Below are 20035 nucleotides of genomic sequence, written 5' to 3' on the forward strand. Positions count from 1 at the left end.
ATAATTAATTTTCTTCTTCTAAGTTTTGATGTTTCAAAATACGTTTATTTTTATCATCATAAGGTATTTTAGACAAAATATATTCCATCGCCTCTACTCTAGCCTTGTACTTTTTGTTGGCGTCAATGATTTTCCAAGGAGCAAAATCTGTATTTGTTTTCGTAAACATTACATCTTTATAAGCTGAATAAACATCAAACAAATCTTGCGCTTTTTGATCTACAGAGCTATACTTCCATCGTTTGGTTGGTGAATTTACAATATCTGCAAAACGTTTTGCTTGTTGTTCTTTTGTAATCGAAAAATAAATTTTAATCAAATATATTCTCGAATTAATCCACATTTTCTCGACATCATTTACCTCGTTCATAAAAGTTTCATATTCCTCTTGTGTACAAAACCCATTTACAGGCTCTACAACAGCTCTATTGTACCAACTTCTATCAAAAAAAACAATTTCTCCTGCACGTGGTAACTGGCGAACATAACGTTGAAAATACCATTGTCCACGTTCTACTTCATTAGGCTTTGGCAGTGCTATAATTCTATGTTCGCGAGGATTTAGATGTTCTACAATTCGACGAATTGCACCTCCTTTCCCAGCTGCATCTCGACCTTCAAAGACAATCACAACTTTCCGTTTATTTTCGGCTACCCAAGTTTGTAATTTTATCAATTCTTCTTGTAATTGCTCTATCCTATTTTCATATTTTACAGTACGCAAGGCTTTCGCAAAATTCAATTTTCCATGATCAGATTGTAAAAGTCCAACAAGACCTTTTTTAGTTTCGATTAATTTTAAATCTTTCGGTTTTAGCTTCATTTTCTTACTATTTAAAATTAATGATTTAGTTCTTTTACCATTCGATAATAACGTTCAATCACATTTGGATCCACCATTAAATTTACTTCAGCATCCTCTTTTCCTTTATAATTAAACAAAGAAAGCACATAACGAATAGATTCTAACCTTGCAGCATTTTTATCATTTGCGTTGACAATAATCCAAGGCGAAAAAGAGTTGTGTGTACGCGTAAACATTTGATTGATATAATGCGAAAATTCGTCCCAAAGCTCCTGCCCTTTTGCATCAACTGGACTATATTTCCATTTTTTAAGCGGATTATTTAACCTCGAATCAAAACGTGCTTGCTGCTCCTCTTTCGTCACAGAAAACCACAATTTGATAATATATGTCCCTGATTCGTACAACATATGTTCAAATTCAGAAACTTGCACCATAAATTGCTCATATTGTTGCTCTGTGCAAAATTCCATAACCGGTTCTACAACTGCTCTGTTGTACCAACTTCTATCAAAAAAAACAATTTCCCCAGCATTTGGTAATTCTTTGATATAACGATTGAAGTACCACTGATTTTTCTCGACTTCTGTAGGTTTATTCAATGCAACAACTCGCATAGAGCGCGGATTAAGATGTTCGCGAAAACGGCGAATCGTGCCTCCTTTCCCTGAAGCATCTCGTCCTTCGAAAATAATTGCAACTTTTTTCTTTTCTGTCGAAATCCAATTTTGAAGATTTACTAATTCTGATTGCAGTTTTAATAACTCGTTTTCGTATTCGAACTTCTTTATCACATTTTTATAGAGAGGATTTTCTTCTTGATTTTCAACTAAAAAATGCATTAGTTCTTCCGTTGTTGTAAAATCTAAAATCTTACTTTTTTTCATAAATATTTATAGATTGTAAAATCTTTTTTAAGGTAAAAATTTTACAGAACATAAAAGTGAAGATTATGGTAAATCTTTCTTTTAAAATCATAAATTTTATCATATTCAACCTCAATCAATTTGGTTAAATTTGTCAATAAATTAGTTTTTTGCGCATACTATTTTTCATATCAATCATATTTTCTATCGCATTTCGTCCTTTAATGCCGATGATAGATTATGTTTTGAATTATGAAGAAATCGCAAATGAACTTTGTGAAAATCGAGAAAAACCCGAATTACTTTGTAATGGTTTTTGCTATTTGAAAGAAGAAATTTCGAAAAGCAAAAAGAATCAGCCAGAAAATCATTTTGTCAAAAATTCGGTCAAAATTTTAGATGCTATTGTTCCTCAAAAACAAATTATTTCTCCAAAAAAATATTTTACACAAAAAAATAAATCTTCAACTGATTATTATCAAGATATTAATTCTAACTATATTATTCGCTTAGTTTTTCATCCGCCAATTGTTTAATTTTTCTTTTATAAATCTGAATTACAGAATCAGATAACAATTAATTAAAAACAAATAAACAATTTAAAATGAAAAACTTAAAAAATATATTCGCTTTAATCGTGGTAGGATTTACATTATTTTCTTGTAACAAAGAGCAGCCAAAACAAGAGAATTTTGAAGTAAAACATGTTTCTCACGAAGAAATGAAAGCTGTAACTAAATTGGATGTTGCGGTTGTGAACGAAGTTGATCCAATTTGCGGAATGAAAACTGCTGATCATTTAAGTGATACAGCTAATTACCAAGGAAAAACGTATGGTTTTTGTTCGACAATGTGCAAAGAAGAGTTTCTAAAAAATCCAGAAAAACATATTCATGAATAAACAATTAATAGCTGTTATTGTTATTATTTTAGGCGTTATAGGAACTGTTTTTTGGTTAAAAAATAAGCCTAAAAATGAACTTTACACTGTAATGAAAGTTCCGGAATTTTCGATGACGGATCAACATAATCAAACTATTACAAATCGTGATATGTTAGGAAAAGTGTACGTTGTAGAATTTTTCTTTACAAGTTGTCCAACGATCTGTCCTGTGATGAGCCATAATTTACGTTCGATAGAAGATGAAATAAATGATGCAAATCTTGGTTTTATTTCGGTTACAATTGATCCAAAACGTGATAATCCTGCTCGTTTGTTAGAATATGCGAAACAAATTGGTGTAAAATCGCCTAATTGGCATTATTTAACTTCGGATCGAAAAAATATCGAGCAACTTTCGGATAAATTCAATATTTATGTTGGAAAAGACGAAACAACTGCCGAAGGTCTGAATCACAGCGGAAAACTTGCGTTGGTTGATAAACAAGGAAATATCAGAAGTCGATATGATAAAATGGGCGTTCCAATGTTGTTTTATTCGGGATTGAATTACAAAGATCCTGAAGGAAAAGAACCTTCATTGGGCGGAAAATATCATCCTGAAATAGAATTTTTAAAAGAAGATATTAAAAAACTTCTTGCAGAATAAAATCTTAAACCCTCCTAAAATGGAGGGTTTTGTTTTAATTATAGTTTTCTAAATCAAAACCAATTCCTGCTCTATTTCAGTTTTCAAGAATGATTTGTATTCATTTTGATAGGCTTCTATCCGTTCTGGAGTTGCATTTTTTTCAATATCATGAAAGTGGAAACTATTCAATCTTGTCATTCCTATAAATTCATTCATTTTATGAAATCCAAATAAAACACCTTCATCAACAGATTTCTGTTCAAAAAATTCACCTTCTAACGTAAAAGCTTCTTCTGGCGCGTTCCAAGTACTTGTTACCAAATATTTTTTTCCGTGCATCAAACCTCCTTTTCCGTAATTAATTGCAGGATTTTTTCGCGAACGACCATCACTTGCGTACAATCCATTGTCGTGTCCTGCTGTAAAAACATCATCAATATAGAGTTTTAAACGAGACGGAACTTGAAACCACCAAATTGGCACATGATAAATAATTAAATCTGCCCATTTAAAATTCTCAACTTCTTCTTTTGAATCAAATTCATCATTAATATCTGTTATTCGAATATTTAATCCTAAATCTTTTAAAATTTCTTTTGACCAATTTGTAATCGAATGATTTAGCTTTCCGCCTGAATGTGCGTATTTAAGACCTCCATTTATGATAAAAACATTTTTCATTGTAATTTTCTTTTTATGAGACAAAATTCCGACAAGTTTTTCTATTATTAAAATAACTTAAATTATATATTTGTATCATAATTATTATACAATGAGAAAACAATATCATTTCAGAAATATTGATAACAAAATATATGTATGGGATGTAGACAATCTAATTTCTCTAACAAACGAATTAGAAATCGAAAATATTCATTTGACTAAAATAAAAGAGTTTGAAGAAACCTATTGGTATAATGAAGAAGGAGATTCACCGACATGCCGTTCTATAACACAACATATAAAATTGGTTAATGATTCAGACTTAGATTATCCAATAATTATTTGTCCTGATGGAAAATTGATGGACGGAATGCATCGTGTTGTAAAAGCAAATTTATTGGAGTTGAAAACGATAAAGGCGTATCGACTTTCGACCTTACCAAAACCCGATTATATTGATATAGATCCTAACGATTTACCTTATGACGAAAATTAAAATTTAGAAATTATGCAATCAAATTTTGAATGGTTCAGAACCTTTAAAGCAATTTATGAAACTGGAACTTTATCTGCTGCTGCGCAACAATTATTTATTTCGCAACCTGGTGTTAGCTTACATCTCAATTCGTTAGAAGCCTATACAGGTTACAAATTATTTGATCGATCGGCGCGAAAAATGGTACCGACTGAAAAAGGAAAAATTTTGTATAATTTTATTTTAGAACCGATTCAAAAATTAGCTGCTGCAGAGCAACATTTTCATAAACGAGCTGATAAAGATCGTGCAACAATCAGCATCGGAATGTGTTTTGAAACTTTTCAATATACATTAGAAGAGCATGTTTCTGATTTAGATTTTAACCTAATTATCAAATTTGGAGATTATAAATTGATGCATCAAGATTTGGATAATGGTTTATTAGATTTGGTTATCACACCTCAAAAAAGTGCTCAAAAAAATCTTTGTTATCATCCTTTTTCGAAAGAAAAAATCGTTTTGATTGCAGGAAACAATACAGATTTAGATTCAATTGAAAAAAATTTAAACCATAAAGATTATAAAGCTCTAAAAAATGACTTAAAAAACAATCTTTGGTACAGTACTGCTGCTGATATGGAACATTTGAAACATTTTTGGAAAGAAAATTTTAAAGAACATCCAGATTTCAAACCAAATTATATCGTTCCAAATATCAGTTCTATTATTCGTTGTTTGAGTGATGGAAATGGCTTCTCTATTGTTCCTGACTTTTTATGTCAAGAAGCACTAAATTCTGGTAAAATAAAATTGGTTTGGCAAGGTGAAAAACCGTTGGAAAATACACTCTATTTTGGTTCCCGAAAAAATACGATTTACGAAAAAGAAATTGAGCAATTGCAACAGATTTTTGTAGATAAATGGTGTAAAGATTTGGGTTAAATACTTCCCAAATCTTTAAAAAATGCAACCAATTGATGATTACTTGAAATTTGTAGTGACTCTTTTAATGAGCCCAATCTCTTTTCTACACTGCTTTGACTTGCTGGCTTGATATTATTTTGTTTTAAGTGATTTGGAATATCTTTTAACAAAATTCCATTCGAAAGTAAAGAAACTAATGTGACATCATATGAAGTAATTTCATACGTATTTTTTTGTTTTATACTACGTTTCATGTCCAATTCCAAATGCATTCCGCCCGCAAAAACAGTTTGTATCGCTTTTTTCAACTCTTTCGAATCTTCTCTTCCTTTCGCCACAAACCCATCTATATGGTATTCTTTGAAAAGATTATCCACCATATCTGCTTTCTTTTCTACCGAAAAAACAATCACTTTCAAATTTGGCTGAATCGCTTTTACTGCTTCAATTAAATCTCTTCCCCCTTTCAAGTTTTGCTCGCGATGATCTTCTTCAAAAGACAAATCAGAAATCAATAAATCATAAGGTTGATTGTCGTGTAATGCTTTTTTTACTTTCAAAAATGCATCATCACAATAAAAAGCATAATCAGGATTTTCAACTTGTAAATCTTTTAAAACTTTCTGAACCGAAATATTAAAACTCTCAAAATCTTCTGCAATTAATACTTTTTTAAACATACTTTTTATTTAGGTTATTGAATTGGAAATTTGATCTTAATTTTTAGACCATTCACATTTTCAGTTTCAAAAATAACATCTCCGTTTAGATTAGAAATACGTGAAACCGTATTTTGCAAACCATTTTTAGGTTTTAAATCCGAAATCCCAATTCCGTCATCTGAATAATTGATGATAATTTGCTGATTTTCTTCTTTAAAATTTAATATAACTCGTGAAGCTTTGCTATGTTTTTTCATGTTCGTCAATAATTCTTGCATCACCAGGAAAACCTCTGTTTTAGCATAATCTTTTACTTTTTCCCAAAGTTCTTTTTCATTTCCAATCAAAAATATTTTGACTTGTTCCGAATCATAAGAACTTATCAATTGTGCTAATTTTTCGGCAAAATTTTCTTGTTGATTTTCATCGACTTTGTCATAAGAAATATCGCGCGAAATTTCATAAACAACTTCCAATTTATCTAAGATTTCATCACGATTAAATTCTGATTTATTCTCAATATCAGACATCACATGATAAATTCCGTTCGCCACTTTATCGTGTACTTTCTTCGAATATTTCAGTTCCGTTTTCTTGACTTCCAAAACCTTTTCTTGTTGCAACAAAACTTTCTCTTGCTCTAATTTTTGCTTTCTTTTTCTGTACAAAAAATATCCAAAAACAAACAAAACAATCAATAAACCGATTAGAATATACAATTGTAAAATATCGTTTTTCTTCTTTTCGTTTTCTGCTTCGGCTTTCAAAAAATCTGCACGATTTTTCTCCGAATCAAAACGCACCAACGCAAATTGATTTTTAGCTCTGTTACGTTCTAACTGAATACTATCGTTGAGTTTTTGATAAGCTTCGAAATACTGTTTTGCATTTTTAGGATTTTCTAATAAAATTAGTTGCTGATAAACTTCTAATTTATCGCCCACACTCTTATTTTCGAAAGCAATTTCTTTTCTTTTGTATGCGTAATCCAATGCTTTTTTATAATCTAAATTTGAAAAATAATCTGTTAAATGCGCATAACTTGCATTTTGTCCCCACAAATCATTTTCTTTTAATCGAATATTTAACGCTTTATTTAATTCATTTACAACATTCGATTTATTGTCTTTTAACCATTTGGTATATGCTAAATTATCAGTAATTCGCGCATATTCTTTTGGATTTTCAATTGTAGTCTTATCTTTTAATAATTCCTGGTAAATCTTTATCGCTTCATCATACTGCTTATCGTAACGATAACTATTTGCAATGTTATTTTGATTGATAATATAAACATCTTTTTCTATAGAAAAATCAATTGCTTTTTGATAATAATTTATAGCTTCCTTATAATTTCCTAATTCATGTGTACTTTGTCCTAAAATATTATACGCACTAGAAAGTGTTTCTTTTTCATCTTTTATTTGAAAATCTAGTAATTTAATAGCTTCTACTGTCAATTCCTGACTTCCAAACCAATCTCCTCTATTATTTCCTATAAAAGACATGTTTAACAAACATTTTGCAGCTTGATGGTTGTTCTTCTGACTTTTAGCAAACTCTGAATATGCTTTATTAAAATAAATATAGGCACTATCATTTTCTTGTTGTTCGAAAAACTCCCATGCTTTATCATAAGCTTCATTCTCTATAATAGAATTTTGATTATCAATCTTATTTTTAGATTGTTGACAGGAACAAACAACTAACAAAAAAAAGAAATATACACCTTTTCTCAAACCTAATTAATTTCTCAATAAAGCTAAATAAAAAACGGATAGATTACTCTATCCGTTAATGATTTATTTTTTTGGTGGATTATAACCTTTTTCTCCTCCTGTGTCATCATCTAAACTATCCGTTGATGTTTGTACAACTGGATGTTGATCTTGTGAAATTGTGTTTGCATTTTGGTTTGGAAAAAAGAATCCCAATAAAGCGAATAATAATTGTAACATAGCTTAAATTTTTAATTTTTTGATATAGGTGCTCTTCCTCGCAAAACAGATTGCGAGTAGTGTACACGAGAAAAAAAGAAGCGCTTCTTTAGTGGGAAGTTTTTTGTAGTCTTGAGAACAATTCAGGAAAAATGCTTCCCTTCAAATCACCTCAACTATTTTCGAGACTACGTTTTCAGAAATCAAGTTGTTTTGTTTTTGTTTTGATTTCTATTGCAAAGTAAATACAGAACACAAAGTCGCTGTTAGACAAACAATAGACAAGTTTTGGACAATTATTGGACAGCGCGTTTTACGGGAAACCGTAATTTATTTTGTCCAAAATTTGTCTACTTTGTAAAAGAATTAAAAGTGAAATGTCTACGAAAAAAGATCTATTCGAAAAAGTTTTTGAGAAAGCAAAAAATGAATGTGGGAGTTCAAGTAAAAATGGAATGTCTGTTCATTTAGAAAAAGTAATTTCAGATGATTATAATTATCCTATAACAAGCAAATCTTTCTCTCGACATTTTGATGATTTCGTGAAAGAAAATAATTTAAAGAAGGAAATAAGTCCTGATTTATTAAATATTCTTGCACATTATATCGGTTATGAAAATTTTGGAGATTTTAATCAAAAAAATCAGCTGATAAAAAGTGATGAAAAAGAAGTTAATGTAGAAGAAATCGTATCCGTAAAACCAATAATAGATGATAATATTCCTGAAGAGGAATCAATAATTAATCTTCCTTCAAAAAAGAATAATTTCTTTGAAAAAATAAAACTTCAACGAAATAAAGTAATTGCTGGAAGTGGCATTGCAACGATTTTGGCTGGTGGAGGATTATTTCTTAATTCAATCAATCAAAATTCGTCTTGTATGATTTGGAAAGAAAATCATTATGAAAAAATCGAATGCGAAGAAACTTCTCCACAAATGAATGCTGTTCCATATAACGAAACTGTTTTTCAATTGAAGAAAATCACAAAACCTGATACTTTAAATTTTGAAAATGCACTTGATAAAGTTTGGTATACAAAGAAAAATGGTGAAGTAGAATTTTATACAAATTACGGTTTACATCCCGAAAATGGTAAAACATTGAAACCTGTCACAAAATATATTTTAACTAAATATGTCTTAAATAATGAACAATAAAAAACACTCAACATGCGAGATGAAGAGTGTTTTGATTGTTAGAAATGATATATAAAATTTAGAAAATTTTAAAAAGAATACGAATACTAAATGTGATCACTAAAAAAGCTACAGCCAAAATAGCTACTTTCTGAGGTATTTTGCCTGCTAATTTCGCTGCAATTGGCGCTGCTAAAGCTCCTCCAATTATTAAACCTGCAATGATAAAACCATGACTTACGCCCAAAGCTGCAAAAAAAGTTAAGGATGCAGAAAGTGTCACAAAAAACTCGGCTAAACTAACTGTTCCTACTACTAAGTTTGATTTTTTTCCTTTTGCTAATAAGGTTGATGTCACGACAGGTCCCCAACCACCTCCACCAAAGGCGTCTAAAAAACCTCCAGCAAATCCTAAAAATCCAACTCGTTTTACTTTTTTTCGTTCGATTTTTTTTCTGAATGCTAAAATAATTAATCGAATTCCGATGATTAAGGTATACGAAGCTAAAATTCCGTAAGTAATGGTTTCATATTTGTTTCCCAAATAAACCAATAATAATGATCCCGAAACTGCTCCAATAACACCTGGAATAGCCAATGCCAATAATAATTTTTTGTTTACATTTCCAAATCTATAATGCGAAAAACCACTAATTCCGCTCGAAAACATTTCGGCAGTATGAATACTACCACTTATTGAAGGCAGATTAACACCAAACAACATCATGCTTGTGGAACACGTTACACCATATCCCAAACCAACGGCTCCGTCGACCATTTGAGCGAAAAAACCAACAGCCAACATAATGTAAAAAACATTTGGAATATGAATCACAAAATCTTTCGCTTCCGAAAAACTTACGATTGATGACAAAGCATATCCTAAGAATAATGCAAAAAATATCAATGTAATTTCGGTTACTAAACGTTTGTATTTTTTAGTCGATTTTTTTCCTTCAAATGAAGAAGTTAAATGATTCAAATCGGTTAGTTTTTGATTAAAATCTCCTTTGTGATTATTTCTAATTTTATTTAAACTTTCAATGTTTTCATCAATTGAATCTGGAATAACATCAGAAAAATATTCTCTCAAACGTTTTGCCATAACAGGAGATTGTCCATTTGTGGAAATCGCAATTTTAAGATGACCTTTATTCACAATCGAACCTAAATAAAAATCGCACAAATCTGGCTGATCAGCTGCATTAACTAAAATTCCTTTTGCATTTGCTTTTTGCTTCACTTCTCTCGAAGTTTCTTTATTATCGGTTGCGACAATCACTAAATCTATATCTTCCAAATCACTCGATTCGAACGCATGAGTTTCGTATTTAATTGATGGATATTGCGAAAAAACATCTTTCAATTCTTGTTTAAATTCCTTTGCTACAACTTTCAAATTGACTGAAGGATTTTGTTTGATTAGCGTCGAAACCTTTTCTAATCCTACATTTCCTCCGCCAACAATCAGGAAGCGCAAATGCTCTGTTTTTAAAAATATCGGGAATAAATTATTTTTCATTGTTCTTAAAGCGATTTAACTAATTAACCGAAAAATATTTTCGATAGGTAAAATCTCCGAATGTTTCATTGTCTATTTTTTCTTTTGTATAACTTTCGAAAACTTGGTCTAACTCATTCAAAATCTCAGTTTCATTGACTTTTTCTTTGTAAATTTTGTTCAAACGAACACCATATCGATCGCCTCCCAACATCAAATTATAATGTCCAGCAGAAGTCCCTACAAAACCAATCTCCGAAACATAAGAACGACCACAACCATTTGGACAGCCCGTCATACGAATCGAGATATCATCATTTTGAAGTTGATGTTTTTCTAGCAAAGGCTCTATTTTAGTCACCAATTCTGGCAAATAGCGTTGCGCTTCTGCCAAAGCCAATGGACAAGTTGGTAAAGCCACGCATGCCATCGAATTTTTTCGAAGTTCACTAATATCTTTGTGAATAGAATATTTTTCTAAAAGCTGTTCAACTTTAGTTTTATTTTCAGTCGAAATTTCACCTAACAATAAATTTTGATTCGCTGTAAAAATGAAATTATTGATATTTAATAAAGCCAATTCATGTAAAAATGCTTTCTGATTAGGCTGAACAACTCCATTCTCCACAAACAAAGTGTAATACCATGTTCCGTTATTCACTTGTCGCCAATCATAAATATCAGAACGCTCTGTAAATTGATAGGACTGAGAAGGCTCTAATTTAAAACCAACACGTTTTTCTAATTCAGACTTGAAACCATCAACCGTTAATTTATCAACTGTATATTTTAATCGCGCTAATTTTCGATCTCCACGATTCCCAAAATCACGCTGAATAGTCAACACTTCATAAGCAACTTTCAACACTTTTTCTTCAGAATCAACAAAACCAATTTCGGTTGCTAAACGCGAATATGTATTTGGATTTCCGTGAGTTGTAGACAAACCTCCACCAACAGCGATATTGAAACCTTTCAATTCATTATTTTCGATAATCGCAATCAGTCCCAAATCATTTGCAAAAACATCTACATCATTAGTTGGCGGAATAGCAATTGCAATTTTAAATTTTCGAGGTAAATAGCGGTCTTCGTACAAATCATCTTTCTCAGTTTCTCGCTCATAAATTTTTTCATTATCTACAAAAATCTCATAATACGCTTGAGTTTTAGGTAACAAATGTTTTGATAATTTATCTGCATACGCATGAATTTGAGCATGAATAGGAGAAACCAACGGATGAGAACTCGCAATTACATTTCGGTTTACATCGCCACAAGCTGCGATAGAATCTAATTTTGCTTGGTCAAACGATTGTAAAGTTGGACGCAATTGATGCTTCAAAATTCCGTGCAATTGAATGGTTTGACGCGTTGTAATTTTCAAAACGCCTGTTCCATATTGTTCAGAAGTTTCGTGAATTGCCAACCACTTATCAGCGTCAATAATTCCACCCGGAATACGCAAACGAATCATAAACGAATACAATTTATCTAACTTTTTTTCTGCGCGTTCTTCTCGTCTATCGCGATCATCTTGCACATACATTCCGTGAAATTTCACCAAAGCTTCGTCATCTGCACGCACATTTCCGGTGTGATTATCTAGCTCTATACTCTCTTTTAACGTACCGCGAAGTCCGTCACTTTTTATTTTAATTCCTTCTATAGGAGATTGTTTTTCTATACTCATTTTGTTAGTTGTTGGTTGATTAGTAAACATCTTTTTGGTAGCGACCTTCTTCTTCTAATTGTTCCAGAAAATTTTTCGCTGAAACCTCATCTTGATTTGATTCTTTTGCAATTAATTCGATCAAAGCACTTTCTACATCTGTACTCATTCCATCTTTTTGACCGCAGACATACAAATAAGCACCATCTTTTAACCAATTGTAAAGTTCTTTTCCTTGTTCTTTCACTCGATCTTGTACATAAATTTTATGTTTTTGATCTCTAGAAAAAGCGGTATCTAATTTGCTCAAAACTCCTGTCGAAAGCCATTCCTGAATTTCAGTTTGATAATAGAAATCCGAAACAAAATGTTGTTCACCAAAAAACAACCAGTTTTTACCTTCTGCGCCAATTGCATCACGATGTGTCAAAAAACTACGAAAAGGTGCAATTCCTGTTCCCGGACCAATCATAATTACCGATTGATTTTCATCTGGAAGTTTGAAATTTTTATTTTTATGAATGTAAAATTCTATGGATTTATCTTGCTCAAAATCTGCTAAAAACTGAGAACATAATCCAGTTTTTTGTTGATCTGAAACTGAAAAAGTATTCAGACTTACCGTTAAATGAATTTCATTATCATGTGCTTCATTCGATGATGAAATCGAATATAAACGTGGTGCAATTGGATGCAAAAGATTTAAAAAATCTTCAAATTTTATTGTAGATTCTGACGAAAAATATTTTGTCAACAAATCAATTAAATCAATTTTAGTTTCGAGAATTTCTACATTCAAAATTGTTGCAAATTGATCTATTGATTTTTTAGAAAGTCCTCTAATATTTTTTTCTTCAAGTTCTTTCGCGCGATTTTCTTCATTGAAAAGCTTCGCAATCGTTAAAATTTCAGTTTGATTATTTTTCGGATAAACTCCCAAAGCATCACCAGGTTCGTAATCGACTTGCTCATCAATTGCTATTTCGATATGATAGGTTTCTTTGTTTGAATCTCTATCATTCAAAACGATTTTATGTTTTACAATTCCTTCGTACGATTTTTTCTGCGTTGAAGAACTTTGCAATTTATGAGGTTGTACAACCGTTGAACTTCCTTCTGATTGAATAGTTTTTAAAATATCCGCAAACCAATTTTCGGCAATTTCTTGATAATCTAAATCTACTTTTACCAAATCGAAAACGCGTTGTGCGCCTAGTTTTCCAAATAATTCATCAATTTCTTCTCCTGATTTACAGAAAAACGGATAAGACGTATCGCCCAAACCAAAAACAGCAAACTTAGTTTGATTTAATTTTAAATCAGAATTGCTCAAATTATCATAGAATTTTTGTGCATTTTGAGGTAAATCTCCATCTCCTTGCGTGCTAAAAATTAGAATTAAAAATTCTTCTTTTTCAATTTTTTCGAGTGGATATTGAAACGCATCAATCGCTTTGGCTTGAATTTTATTCTTCTTAAAAATTCCAAGCAATTGATTGGCTAATTTCTTCGCATTTCCTGTTTCAGTTCCATAGATTATTGTAGGTTTGATTGAGGTTAAAACTTTTTGTTCTTGAGGTACTTCTTGTGTTTGATTTGCAACTAATCCAGCCAAATAACCATTTGTCCAAATAATTTCGTCACGTGATAATTCTTTGACTAAACTTTTTACTAAGTTCAATTTTTCGTTAGCTAGCATAAGAACTTGTTGTTTTATGGTTATCAAAATATGAGTTGGAAGTTGGTTGTTCATCTAACCAAGCGAATGATTGATGCAAATTAACAACATGACCAACGATAATTAAAGTTGGTACAAAATCAAAGGTTGGTAAATGTTTTTCTACAATATTTTCAAAAATAAAAACTTGCGTTTTCTGATCTGGAGTTGTCGCTTGTTGAATAACTGTTAAACCTTTTTCGGTATCAATTCCATTCAAAATCAACTGATCAGCTAAAGTTTGCAAACGCTGTACACTCATATAAAAAACCAATGTATCAGACGTTTTTGCCCAATCTTTCCATTGTTTGTGTTCAATAGATTTCAAATCGCACAACGTCAACATGCGAACTCCTTTCGAATGATTTCGCGCTGTCAATGGAATTCCCGTGTAAGCTGCAGCACCAAAAGCAGCCGAAATACCTGGAATTATTTCGTACGGAACATGATTTTTTTTCAAGGTTTCTAATTCGTCCAAAATATTAGAGAAAAGTGAAGCATCACCTCCTTTCAATCGAACCACTAATTTTCCTTGCATTACAAACTCAATCATCATATCGTTAATATCTTTTTGAGGCGTATGAATGCCTTTCGAACATTGTTTTCCGACATAAATAACCAACGCATCTTTCGACGCATATTCGTCTATTAACACTGGAGAAACCAAGCGATCTGTCAAAATAACATCTGCTTTTTTTGATATAATTTAATGTTTTGAGCGTCACCAATTCTGGATCTCCAGGACCAGCGCCAGCCAAAATTACTTTTCCTATTGTTGTTTGCATGTTTGTAATAAATAAGTTGATTGATAAGATTTAATTGATGTTTTAATCAATAAACATCAAAGCAGCGACTGTATTTTTCGTTGTTTCGTCAATCAAAATGGCATTTCCTGTATGAATATTTTCTTTGAAAGAATCAAAAAATAAAGGTTGATTTGTTTTTAAAACAACTTGTCCAATATCATTTAACTTGATTTCTTCAGATGGAATAAATTCCCAATTATTAATATCCCATTGTTGATCGATTGTTTTGATTTTTGCACGAACCGAATGAAAACGATGTTGCAACACATAAGTTTTTCCTTGTTGTAATGCATTATTGTCTAACCAACAAATCCACGCTTTTAGCACATTTGTCGTTTGCGGTTCTTCGGAAGTTTTTACAATTGTGTCTCCTCTACTGATATCTATATTATTTTCGAGATGAATCACAACATTTTCTCCTGCTTCAGCATGTTGTACTTCTTCCAAATGACGTTCTATTTTAACAATTTTTGATTCGATATTTGATGGATAAACTTTAATAGAATCCCCAACTTTGTAGGCTCCACTCAAAATTTGCCCTGCATAACCTCTATAATCGTGATGCTCTTCATCTTTTGGACGAATTACCCATTGAACCTGAAAACGAGCTGCTAAACTTTTATCTGTTTCAATCGAAACTGTTTCCAATTGATGCAATAATGTTTCACCATTATACCAAGGCGTTTTCGCAGATTTTTCGACAATATTATCGCCAACCAAAGCAGAAACTGGAATAAAAGTTACTTCATCATAATTCAATTGATCTTGAATTTGTTGAAAATTATTTTTTATCTTTTCGAAAATATCTTGTGAATAATCAACCAAATCAATTTTATTAATGGCGATAATTGCTTTTTTAATTCCCATTAACGATCCAATACTTGCATGACGTTTTGTTTGAGAAGTGATTCCTTTACGTGCATCAACCAAAATAATAATCAACTCTGAATTTGAAGCTCCTGTAATCATATTTCGCGTGTATTGCTCATGTCCAGGCGCATCTGCAATAATAAATTTTCGTTTTGCAGTCGAAAAATATTTGTACGCTACGTCTATTGTAATTCCTTGTTCGCGCTCGGCACGTAAACCATCTGTAATCAAAGACAAATCAATTTCGTCGTCTTCATTTGATTTACGTTTTTCTAAAACACCCAATTGATCGGTGTGAATACTATTCGAATCGTAAAGTAAACGCCCTATTAAAGTACTTTTACCATCGTCTACGTTTCCTGCTGTTATAAATTTTAATGCATTCATTTTACTTAATTCCTATAGATATTATAGAGTTTTGTTTAAAAAAATTTTGACTTAGAAATAACCTTGTTTTTTACGGTCTTCCATCGCCGATTCTGACAATTGATCATCCAAACGAGTTTGTCCTCTTTCGCTAATTCTTGTATTGATAATATCTGTAATAATATCTTCAATCGTAGAAGAATCTGAAGGTACAGCCGCTGTACACGTCATATCACCAACCGTTCTGTAACGTACTTTTTCTACCACAACCTCATCGTCTGCATTTGGCTGAATAAAATCTGAAGTCGCAATTAACTTATCATTGTAAACAATACATTCACGCTCGTGAGCAAAGTATAGATTTGGCAATTCGATGTTATTTTGTTTGATGTAATTCCAAACATCTAACTCTGTCCAATTGCTAATCGGAAAAACACGTACATTATGTCCTTTTTCAATTCTTCCGTTCAAAATATTCCACAATTCAGGACGTTGAAGTTTCGGGTCCCATTGGCCAAAATCATCACGAACTGAGAAAATACGCTCTTTTGCACGTGCTTTTTCTTCATCGCGACGAGCTCCTCCAATACATGCATCAAATTCATTTTCTTCAATCACATCTAATAACGCATACGTTTGTAAGGTATTACGAGAAGGAAAACGGCCAGAAGTTTCTTTCAGATTATATTTTTTTATAGCATTTTCTACAGAGGCAACAATCAATTTTTCACCGATTTTATCAACCAAATAATCTCTAAATTTTATCGCTTCAGGAAAATTGTGTCCTGTATCTACGTGTACTAAAGGAAAAGGAAATTTCCCTGGACGAAAGGCTTTCAAAGCTAAATGAATCAAAACAATCGAATCTTTTCCTCCTGAAAATAACAATGCTGGACGCTCAAATTGAGCAGCTGTTTCTCTCAGAATGTAGATTGCTTCGTCTTCTAATTGATTTAAATAATTTTTTTCTTGACTTGACATTCTTTCTAACTTTCTAACTTATTTTTTGACAATAAAAAACTCCTCAAAATTTTAGAGGAGTTCATGAACTATTATTTTCGTAATTAATACATCACAACATATTCCTCCTCTTCTAAAGAGCGACACATATACATTGACATATTAAATACTATTTTTTTCATTTTTCATGTTACATTTCTGATTTCAAAATTATATTATTTTTCTAAATAAATATAATTAATAGAATAGTTTAAATAACAAACCTATTTTTCAAACAATTTAAAGACAATTATCCTAAATAAGTTTATTCAATAAAATAATAATCTATAAAACCGATAGATTTTATGTTGTAAAAGTAAAAATTTTATTTAAAATACAAAGATTGATTCCAAAAAAAGATAAAAAATTGAATATTTCGGGGACTTGCTTACCTTTGCAAAATGTCAAGAAAAGCGAAACAAAAAATCATATTAAATAATATAGAAGTTTTACGTGCTGGTGCAAAAGGTGTATCGGTTGGTAAAACAGAGGAAGGAAAAACGGTTCTGATAAAAGGCGCAATTCCAGGAGACGTTGTAGATGTACACGTTTTGAAGAAAAAAAGCAGCTATTTAGAAGGACAAGCAATCGAAATTCACACAAAATCTCCTTATCGCGTTCAGCCAGAATGTGAGCATTTTGGTGTTTGCGGTGGTTGTAAATGGCAAGATATGAGCTATGATGCGCAATTAAAATTTAAGCATGACGAAGTGGTTAACAATTTGGTTCGTATCGGAGGTTTCAAAGATTTAGATGCTGAAATTGTTCCAATTTTAGGTTCTAAAGAACAATATTTTTACCGTAATAAATTAGAGTTTACTTTTTCTAATGCACGTTGGTTAACATTAGAAGAAATTCAGTCTGGGAAAGAATTTGACGACCGTGACGTAGTTGGATTCCATATTCCTGGTGCTTGGTCTAAAGTTTTGGATGTTACAAAATGTCACTTGCAACGTGATCCTTCTAATGCGATTCGTGTCGAAGCAAAACGTTTTGCATTAGAGCATCATTTAGATTTCTTCGATTTAAAAAATCAAGAAGGTTTATTAAGAACATTAATGATTCGTACTTCTCAGAATGGACAAGTAATGGTTTTGGTTCAATTCTTCCGAGAAGAGAAAGAAAATCGTGAAGCTTTCTTACAAAACTTGAAAGATAAATTCCCTGAAATCACATCTTTATTGTATGCAATCAATCCAAAACAAAACGATTCTGTTTATGATTTAGATATCGAAGTTTTTGCTGGAGACGATCATATTATGGAAAAGATGGAAAATTTGAACTTCAAAATTGGTCCAAAATCTTTCTATCAAACAAATCCAGAACAAGCTTACGAATTATATAAATTAACACGTGATTTTGCAGGTTTAACTGGAGATGAATTAGTATACGATTTATATACTGGAACTGGAACAATTGCGCAATTCGTTTCGAAAAAAGCGAAAAAAGTAGTTGGTGTAGAATCTGTTCAAGAAGCAATTGATGCAGCAAAAGCGGCAGCAAAATTTAATGGAATTGACAATTGTGATTTCTATTGTGGTGACATGAAAGACGTATTAAATCAAGATTTCATTAACGAACACGGAATTCCAGATGTAATTATTACTGATCCTCCACGTGATGGAATGCATAAAAAAGTGGTTGAAAATATTTTGTTTATGAATCCTAAACGTGTTGTTTATGTTTCGTGTAACTCTGCTACACAAGCGCGCGATTTAGAATTGATGAAAGATCAATATAAAATTGTTAAAGTTCAACCAGTTGATATGTTTCCACAAACACATCATGTAGAAAATATTGTACTTTTAGAGCGAATTTAAAATTCAATCAAAAAAAAATGAAAAATATTCAACGTTTTCTAGCCTACTCAATTTTTGCTTCTATAATTTCTTTAGCATTTTATAGTTGCGAAGATGATGATATTTGTACCGACGAAGGTGATGTTCCACGCATGGTTGCTGATATGTATTATGATGGAACTAATGTTCCTTTGGAAGATTCTATTTATTATTGGGCGTATGTTTATAATGATTCGATTACGAAAGGAATTAGAGAAGCTACAGGAACGAGTAAAGATACTGTCTTAATCGAAAAAAATTCTGCTTTAGGAAAAACGAGTTTCGGAATTGCTTTGCGTCAAAATAGTAAAAAAGAGATTTACTATACTATAGCGCAAGGTCCAGATATAGATGTAAAAGATTCTATAACGGGTAAAGTCATCAGAACAATTCCTGCAAAACGTGATCGATTGATTTTAAAATACGATACGCTTGGAAATGGCTATACTTCTAAAGCTTGTGGTTTTGGATTAACTTTTAAAGGAGTTGATGTAAAATTGGTAACAAAAACTGGAAATGGAGCTGGAAATTGGATAAAAAAAATAGAAACTGTAAATACTGAAATTAAAGATGGTTCGACAACTATTATTAAGCTTTTTGCTGACGAGCGCAATTAATTTTGCATTTGGTCAAGAAAATAAAACTGATTCAACAAAAGTTTCGGTTACAGATTCTATTCCCCAAAAAAAATACCACGATATTTTTATCGGTGTAGATATTTTCAATCCAATTGTTTCTGCTTTCAACGATAAAAAAGGAGTTAGCGCTTATGCTTCTTATCAAATCAATAATAAGTGGCATGCCGCTGTAGAAGCTGGTTTCGAGAAAAATAATTTCAATGAAATCAATTGGAATGTTGATGTTGACGGCGTTTTTGCAAAACTTGGTGCAAACTGGTTTATAACGCAAGATATAGAAAATCAATCGAACGGAATTTACATTGGTGGACGAATTGCGTATTCTAAATATTCGCAAACCATCAATAGTTATCCGATTAGAGATTTACAATCGAATGAGATTACAGGAACAGGAAGTTTGCCAAAAGCGAATGTAAGCAGTTATTGGATAGAAGCTGTGGTTGGTGGACGTGTAGAGATTTTCAAGAATTTTTATGGTGAGTTAGCCTTGCATCCTGCAGCTTATATTGGAGGTAAAAAAGATCAAGGAATTGATCCTTTGGTTATTCCTGGTTACGGAAAATACAGTGGTCCTTTCAATATGCCAGTTTTTTGGGGAATTGCTTATAAGATAAACTAAGAC

General features: G+C 31.6%; 21 protein-coding genes. 9 read left to right on the forward strand and 12 right to left on the reverse strand.

Annotated features, from left to right (window positions below):
• Nucleotides 1-4: 4 nt before the first annotated feature.
• Together ppk2 (B4E95_RS00740) and ppk2 (B4E95_RS00745) are read right to left on the reverse strand one after the other, a co-directional pair.
• Entirely contained in the window at nt 5-823 is an 819-nt protein-coding gene (ppk2, locus tag B4E95_RS00740; RefSeq protein ID WP_291063934.1) for a polyphosphate kinase 2, read from the reverse strand.
• Between the two features lie 17 nt (nt 824-840).
• The gene (ppk2, locus tag B4E95_RS00745; RefSeq protein WP_409410931.1) at nt 841-1647 is read right to left on the reverse strand and encodes a polyphosphate kinase 2; all 807 of its coding nucleotides are present in this window, start codon (nt 1645-1647) and stop codon (nt 841-843) included.
• 194 nt (nt 1648-1841) lie between these two features.
• On the opposite strand from ppk2 (B4E95_RS00745), the gene B4E95_RS00750 reads away from it, so the two are divergent.
• The 3 genes from B4E95_RS00750 to B4E95_RS00760 all read left to right on the forward strand — a co-directional run bounded on the left by B4E95_RS00750 (nt 1842) and on the right by B4E95_RS00760 (nt 3221).
• Nucleotides 1842-2207, forward strand: coding sequence for a hypothetical protein (locus tag B4E95_RS00750; protein ID WP_291089120.1), 366 nt, complete (start codon nt 1842-1844; stop codon nt 2205-2207).
• A gap of 68 nt (nt 2208-2275) precedes the next feature.
• Complete coding sequence (locus tag B4E95_RS00755; RefSeq protein ID WP_291063940.1) at nt 2276-2572, forward strand: YHS domain-containing protein; 297 nt, start codon at nt 2276-2278, stop codon at nt 2570-2572.
• Entirely contained in the window at nt 2565-3221 is a 657-nt protein-coding gene (locus B4E95_RS00760; RefSeq protein ID WP_291089123.1) for an SCO family protein, read from the forward strand. The genes B4E95_RS00755 and B4E95_RS00760 overlap by 8 nt, the downstream gene beginning before the upstream one ends.
• Before the next feature lie 48 nt (nt 3222-3269).
• On the opposite strand, the gene B4E95_RS00765 is transcribed toward B4E95_RS00760, so the two are convergent.
• Entirely contained in the window at nt 3270-3884 is a 615-nt protein-coding gene (locus B4E95_RS00765) for an NAD(P)H-dependent oxidoreductase (protein ID WP_291063944.1), read from the reverse strand.
• A gap of 91 nt (nt 3885-3975) precedes the next feature.
• Between B4E95_RS00765 and B4E95_RS00770 the strand changes: the two genes are divergently transcribed.
• Nucleotides 3976-4362, forward strand: coding sequence for a hypothetical protein (locus tag B4E95_RS00770; protein WP_291089127.1), 387 nt, complete (start codon nt 3976-3978; stop codon nt 4360-4362).
• Nucleotides 4363-4374: 12 nt separating this feature from the next.
• Nucleotides 4375-5286, forward strand: a complete 912-nt coding sequence (locus tag B4E95_RS00775) for a LysR family transcriptional regulator (protein ID WP_291089154.1) — start codon at nt 4375-4377, stop codon at nt 5284-5286.
• On the opposite strand, the gene B4E95_RS00780 is transcribed toward B4E95_RS00775, so the two are convergent.
• From B4E95_RS00780 to B4E95_RS00790, 3 genes are all read right to left on the reverse strand, one after another.
• Complete coding sequence (locus tag B4E95_RS00780; RefSeq protein WP_291089157.1) at nt 5283-5948, reverse strand: response regulator; 666 nt, start codon at nt 5946-5948, stop codon at nt 5283-5285. The two genes, B4E95_RS00775 and B4E95_RS00780, sit on opposite strands and share 4 nt — an antisense overlap.
• Nucleotides 5949-5962: 14 nt before the next feature.
• Nucleotides 5963-7669 (reverse strand): tetratricopeptide repeat-containing sensor histidine kinase, encoded by a 1707-nt coding sequence (locus B4E95_RS00785; RefSeq protein ID WP_291089160.1) that lies wholly within the window; start codon nt 7667-7669, stop codon nt 5963-5965.
• A 63-nt stretch (nt 7670-7732) separates the two neighbouring features.
• Complete coding sequence (locus B4E95_RS00790; protein WP_286478666.1) at nt 7733-7888, reverse strand: hypothetical protein; 156 nt, start codon at nt 7886-7888, stop codon at nt 7733-7735.
• Nucleotides 7889-8244: 356 nt separating this feature from the next.
• Between B4E95_RS00790 and B4E95_RS00795 the strand changes: the two genes are divergently transcribed.
• Entirely contained in the window at nt 8245-9027 is a 783-nt protein-coding gene (locus B4E95_RS00795; protein WP_291089164.1) for a hypothetical protein, read from the forward strand.
• A 58-nt stretch (nt 9028-9085) separates the two neighbouring features.
• On the opposite strand, the gene B4E95_RS00800 is transcribed toward B4E95_RS00795, so the two are convergent.
• The 6 genes from B4E95_RS00800 to cysD form a co-directional block, all read right to left on the reverse strand.
• Complete coding sequence (locus B4E95_RS00800; protein WP_291089167.1) at nt 9086-10528, reverse strand: TSUP family transporter; 1443 nt, start codon at nt 10526-10528, stop codon at nt 9086-9088.
• A 19-nt stretch (nt 10529-10547) separates the two neighbouring features.
• Nucleotides 10548-12200 (reverse strand): NADPH-dependent assimilatory sulfite reductase hemoprotein subunit, encoded by a 1653-nt coding sequence (locus B4E95_RS00805; protein ID WP_291089170.1) that lies wholly within the window; start codon nt 12198-12200, stop codon nt 10548-10550.
• Nucleotides 12201-12219: 19 nt separating this feature from the next.
• On the reverse strand, nt 12220-13878 hold the full coding sequence (locus B4E95_RS00810) for a diflavin oxidoreductase (protein ID WP_291089173.1): 1659 nt from the start codon (nt 13876-13878) through the stop codon (nt 12220-12222).
• Complete coding sequence (locus tag B4E95_RS00815; RefSeq protein ID WP_291089176.1) at nt 13868-14575, reverse strand: uroporphyrinogen-III C-methyltransferase; 708 nt, start codon at nt 14573-14575, stop codon at nt 13868-13870. The genes B4E95_RS00810 and B4E95_RS00815 overlap by 11 nt, the downstream gene beginning before the upstream one ends.
• A gap of 148 nt (nt 14576-14723) precedes the next feature.
• Complete coding sequence (locus tag B4E95_RS00820; RefSeq protein ID WP_291063968.1) at nt 14724-15959, reverse strand: sulfate adenylyltransferase subunit 1; 1236 nt, start codon at nt 15957-15959, stop codon at nt 14724-14726.
• A 51-nt stretch (nt 15960-16010) separates the two neighbouring features.
• The gene (gene cysD / locus B4E95_RS00825) at nt 16011-16919 is read right to left on the reverse strand and encodes a sulfate adenylyltransferase subunit CysD (protein ID WP_291089178.1); all 909 of its coding nucleotides are present in this window, start codon (nt 16917-16919) and stop codon (nt 16011-16013) included.
• Nucleotides 16920-17338: 419 nt separating this feature from the next.
• Between cysD and rlmD the strand changes: the two genes are divergently transcribed.
• The 3 genes from rlmD to B4E95_RS00840 are packed head-to-tail and all read left to right on the forward strand — an operon-like array spanning nt 17339 to nt 20032.
• Nucleotides 17339-18757 (forward strand): 23S rRNA (uracil(1939)-C(5))-methyltransferase RlmD, encoded by a 1419-nt coding sequence (gene rlmD, locus B4E95_RS00830; protein ID WP_291089180.1) that lies wholly within the window; start codon nt 17339-17341, stop codon nt 18755-18757.
• Between the two features lie 17 nt (nt 18758-18774).
• Nucleotides 18775-19392 (forward strand): DUF6452 family protein, encoded by a 618-nt coding sequence (locus tag B4E95_RS00835; protein ID WP_280035560.1) that lies wholly within the window; start codon nt 18775-18777, stop codon nt 19390-19392.
• Nucleotides 19346-20032, forward strand: coding sequence for a DUF6048 family protein (locus B4E95_RS00840; RefSeq protein WP_286496284.1), 687 nt, complete (start codon nt 19346-19348; stop codon nt 20030-20032). Before B4E95_RS00835 ends, B4E95_RS00840 begins: the two co-directional genes overlap by 47 nt.
• The last annotated feature ends 3 nt before the right edge of the window (nt 20033-20035 follow it).

This window comes from Empedobacter sp. UBA7494, from assembly GCF_002478465.1.
GTDB lineage: Bacteria > Bacteroidota > Bacteroidia > Flavobacteriales > Weeksellaceae > Empedobacter > Empedobacter falsenii_B.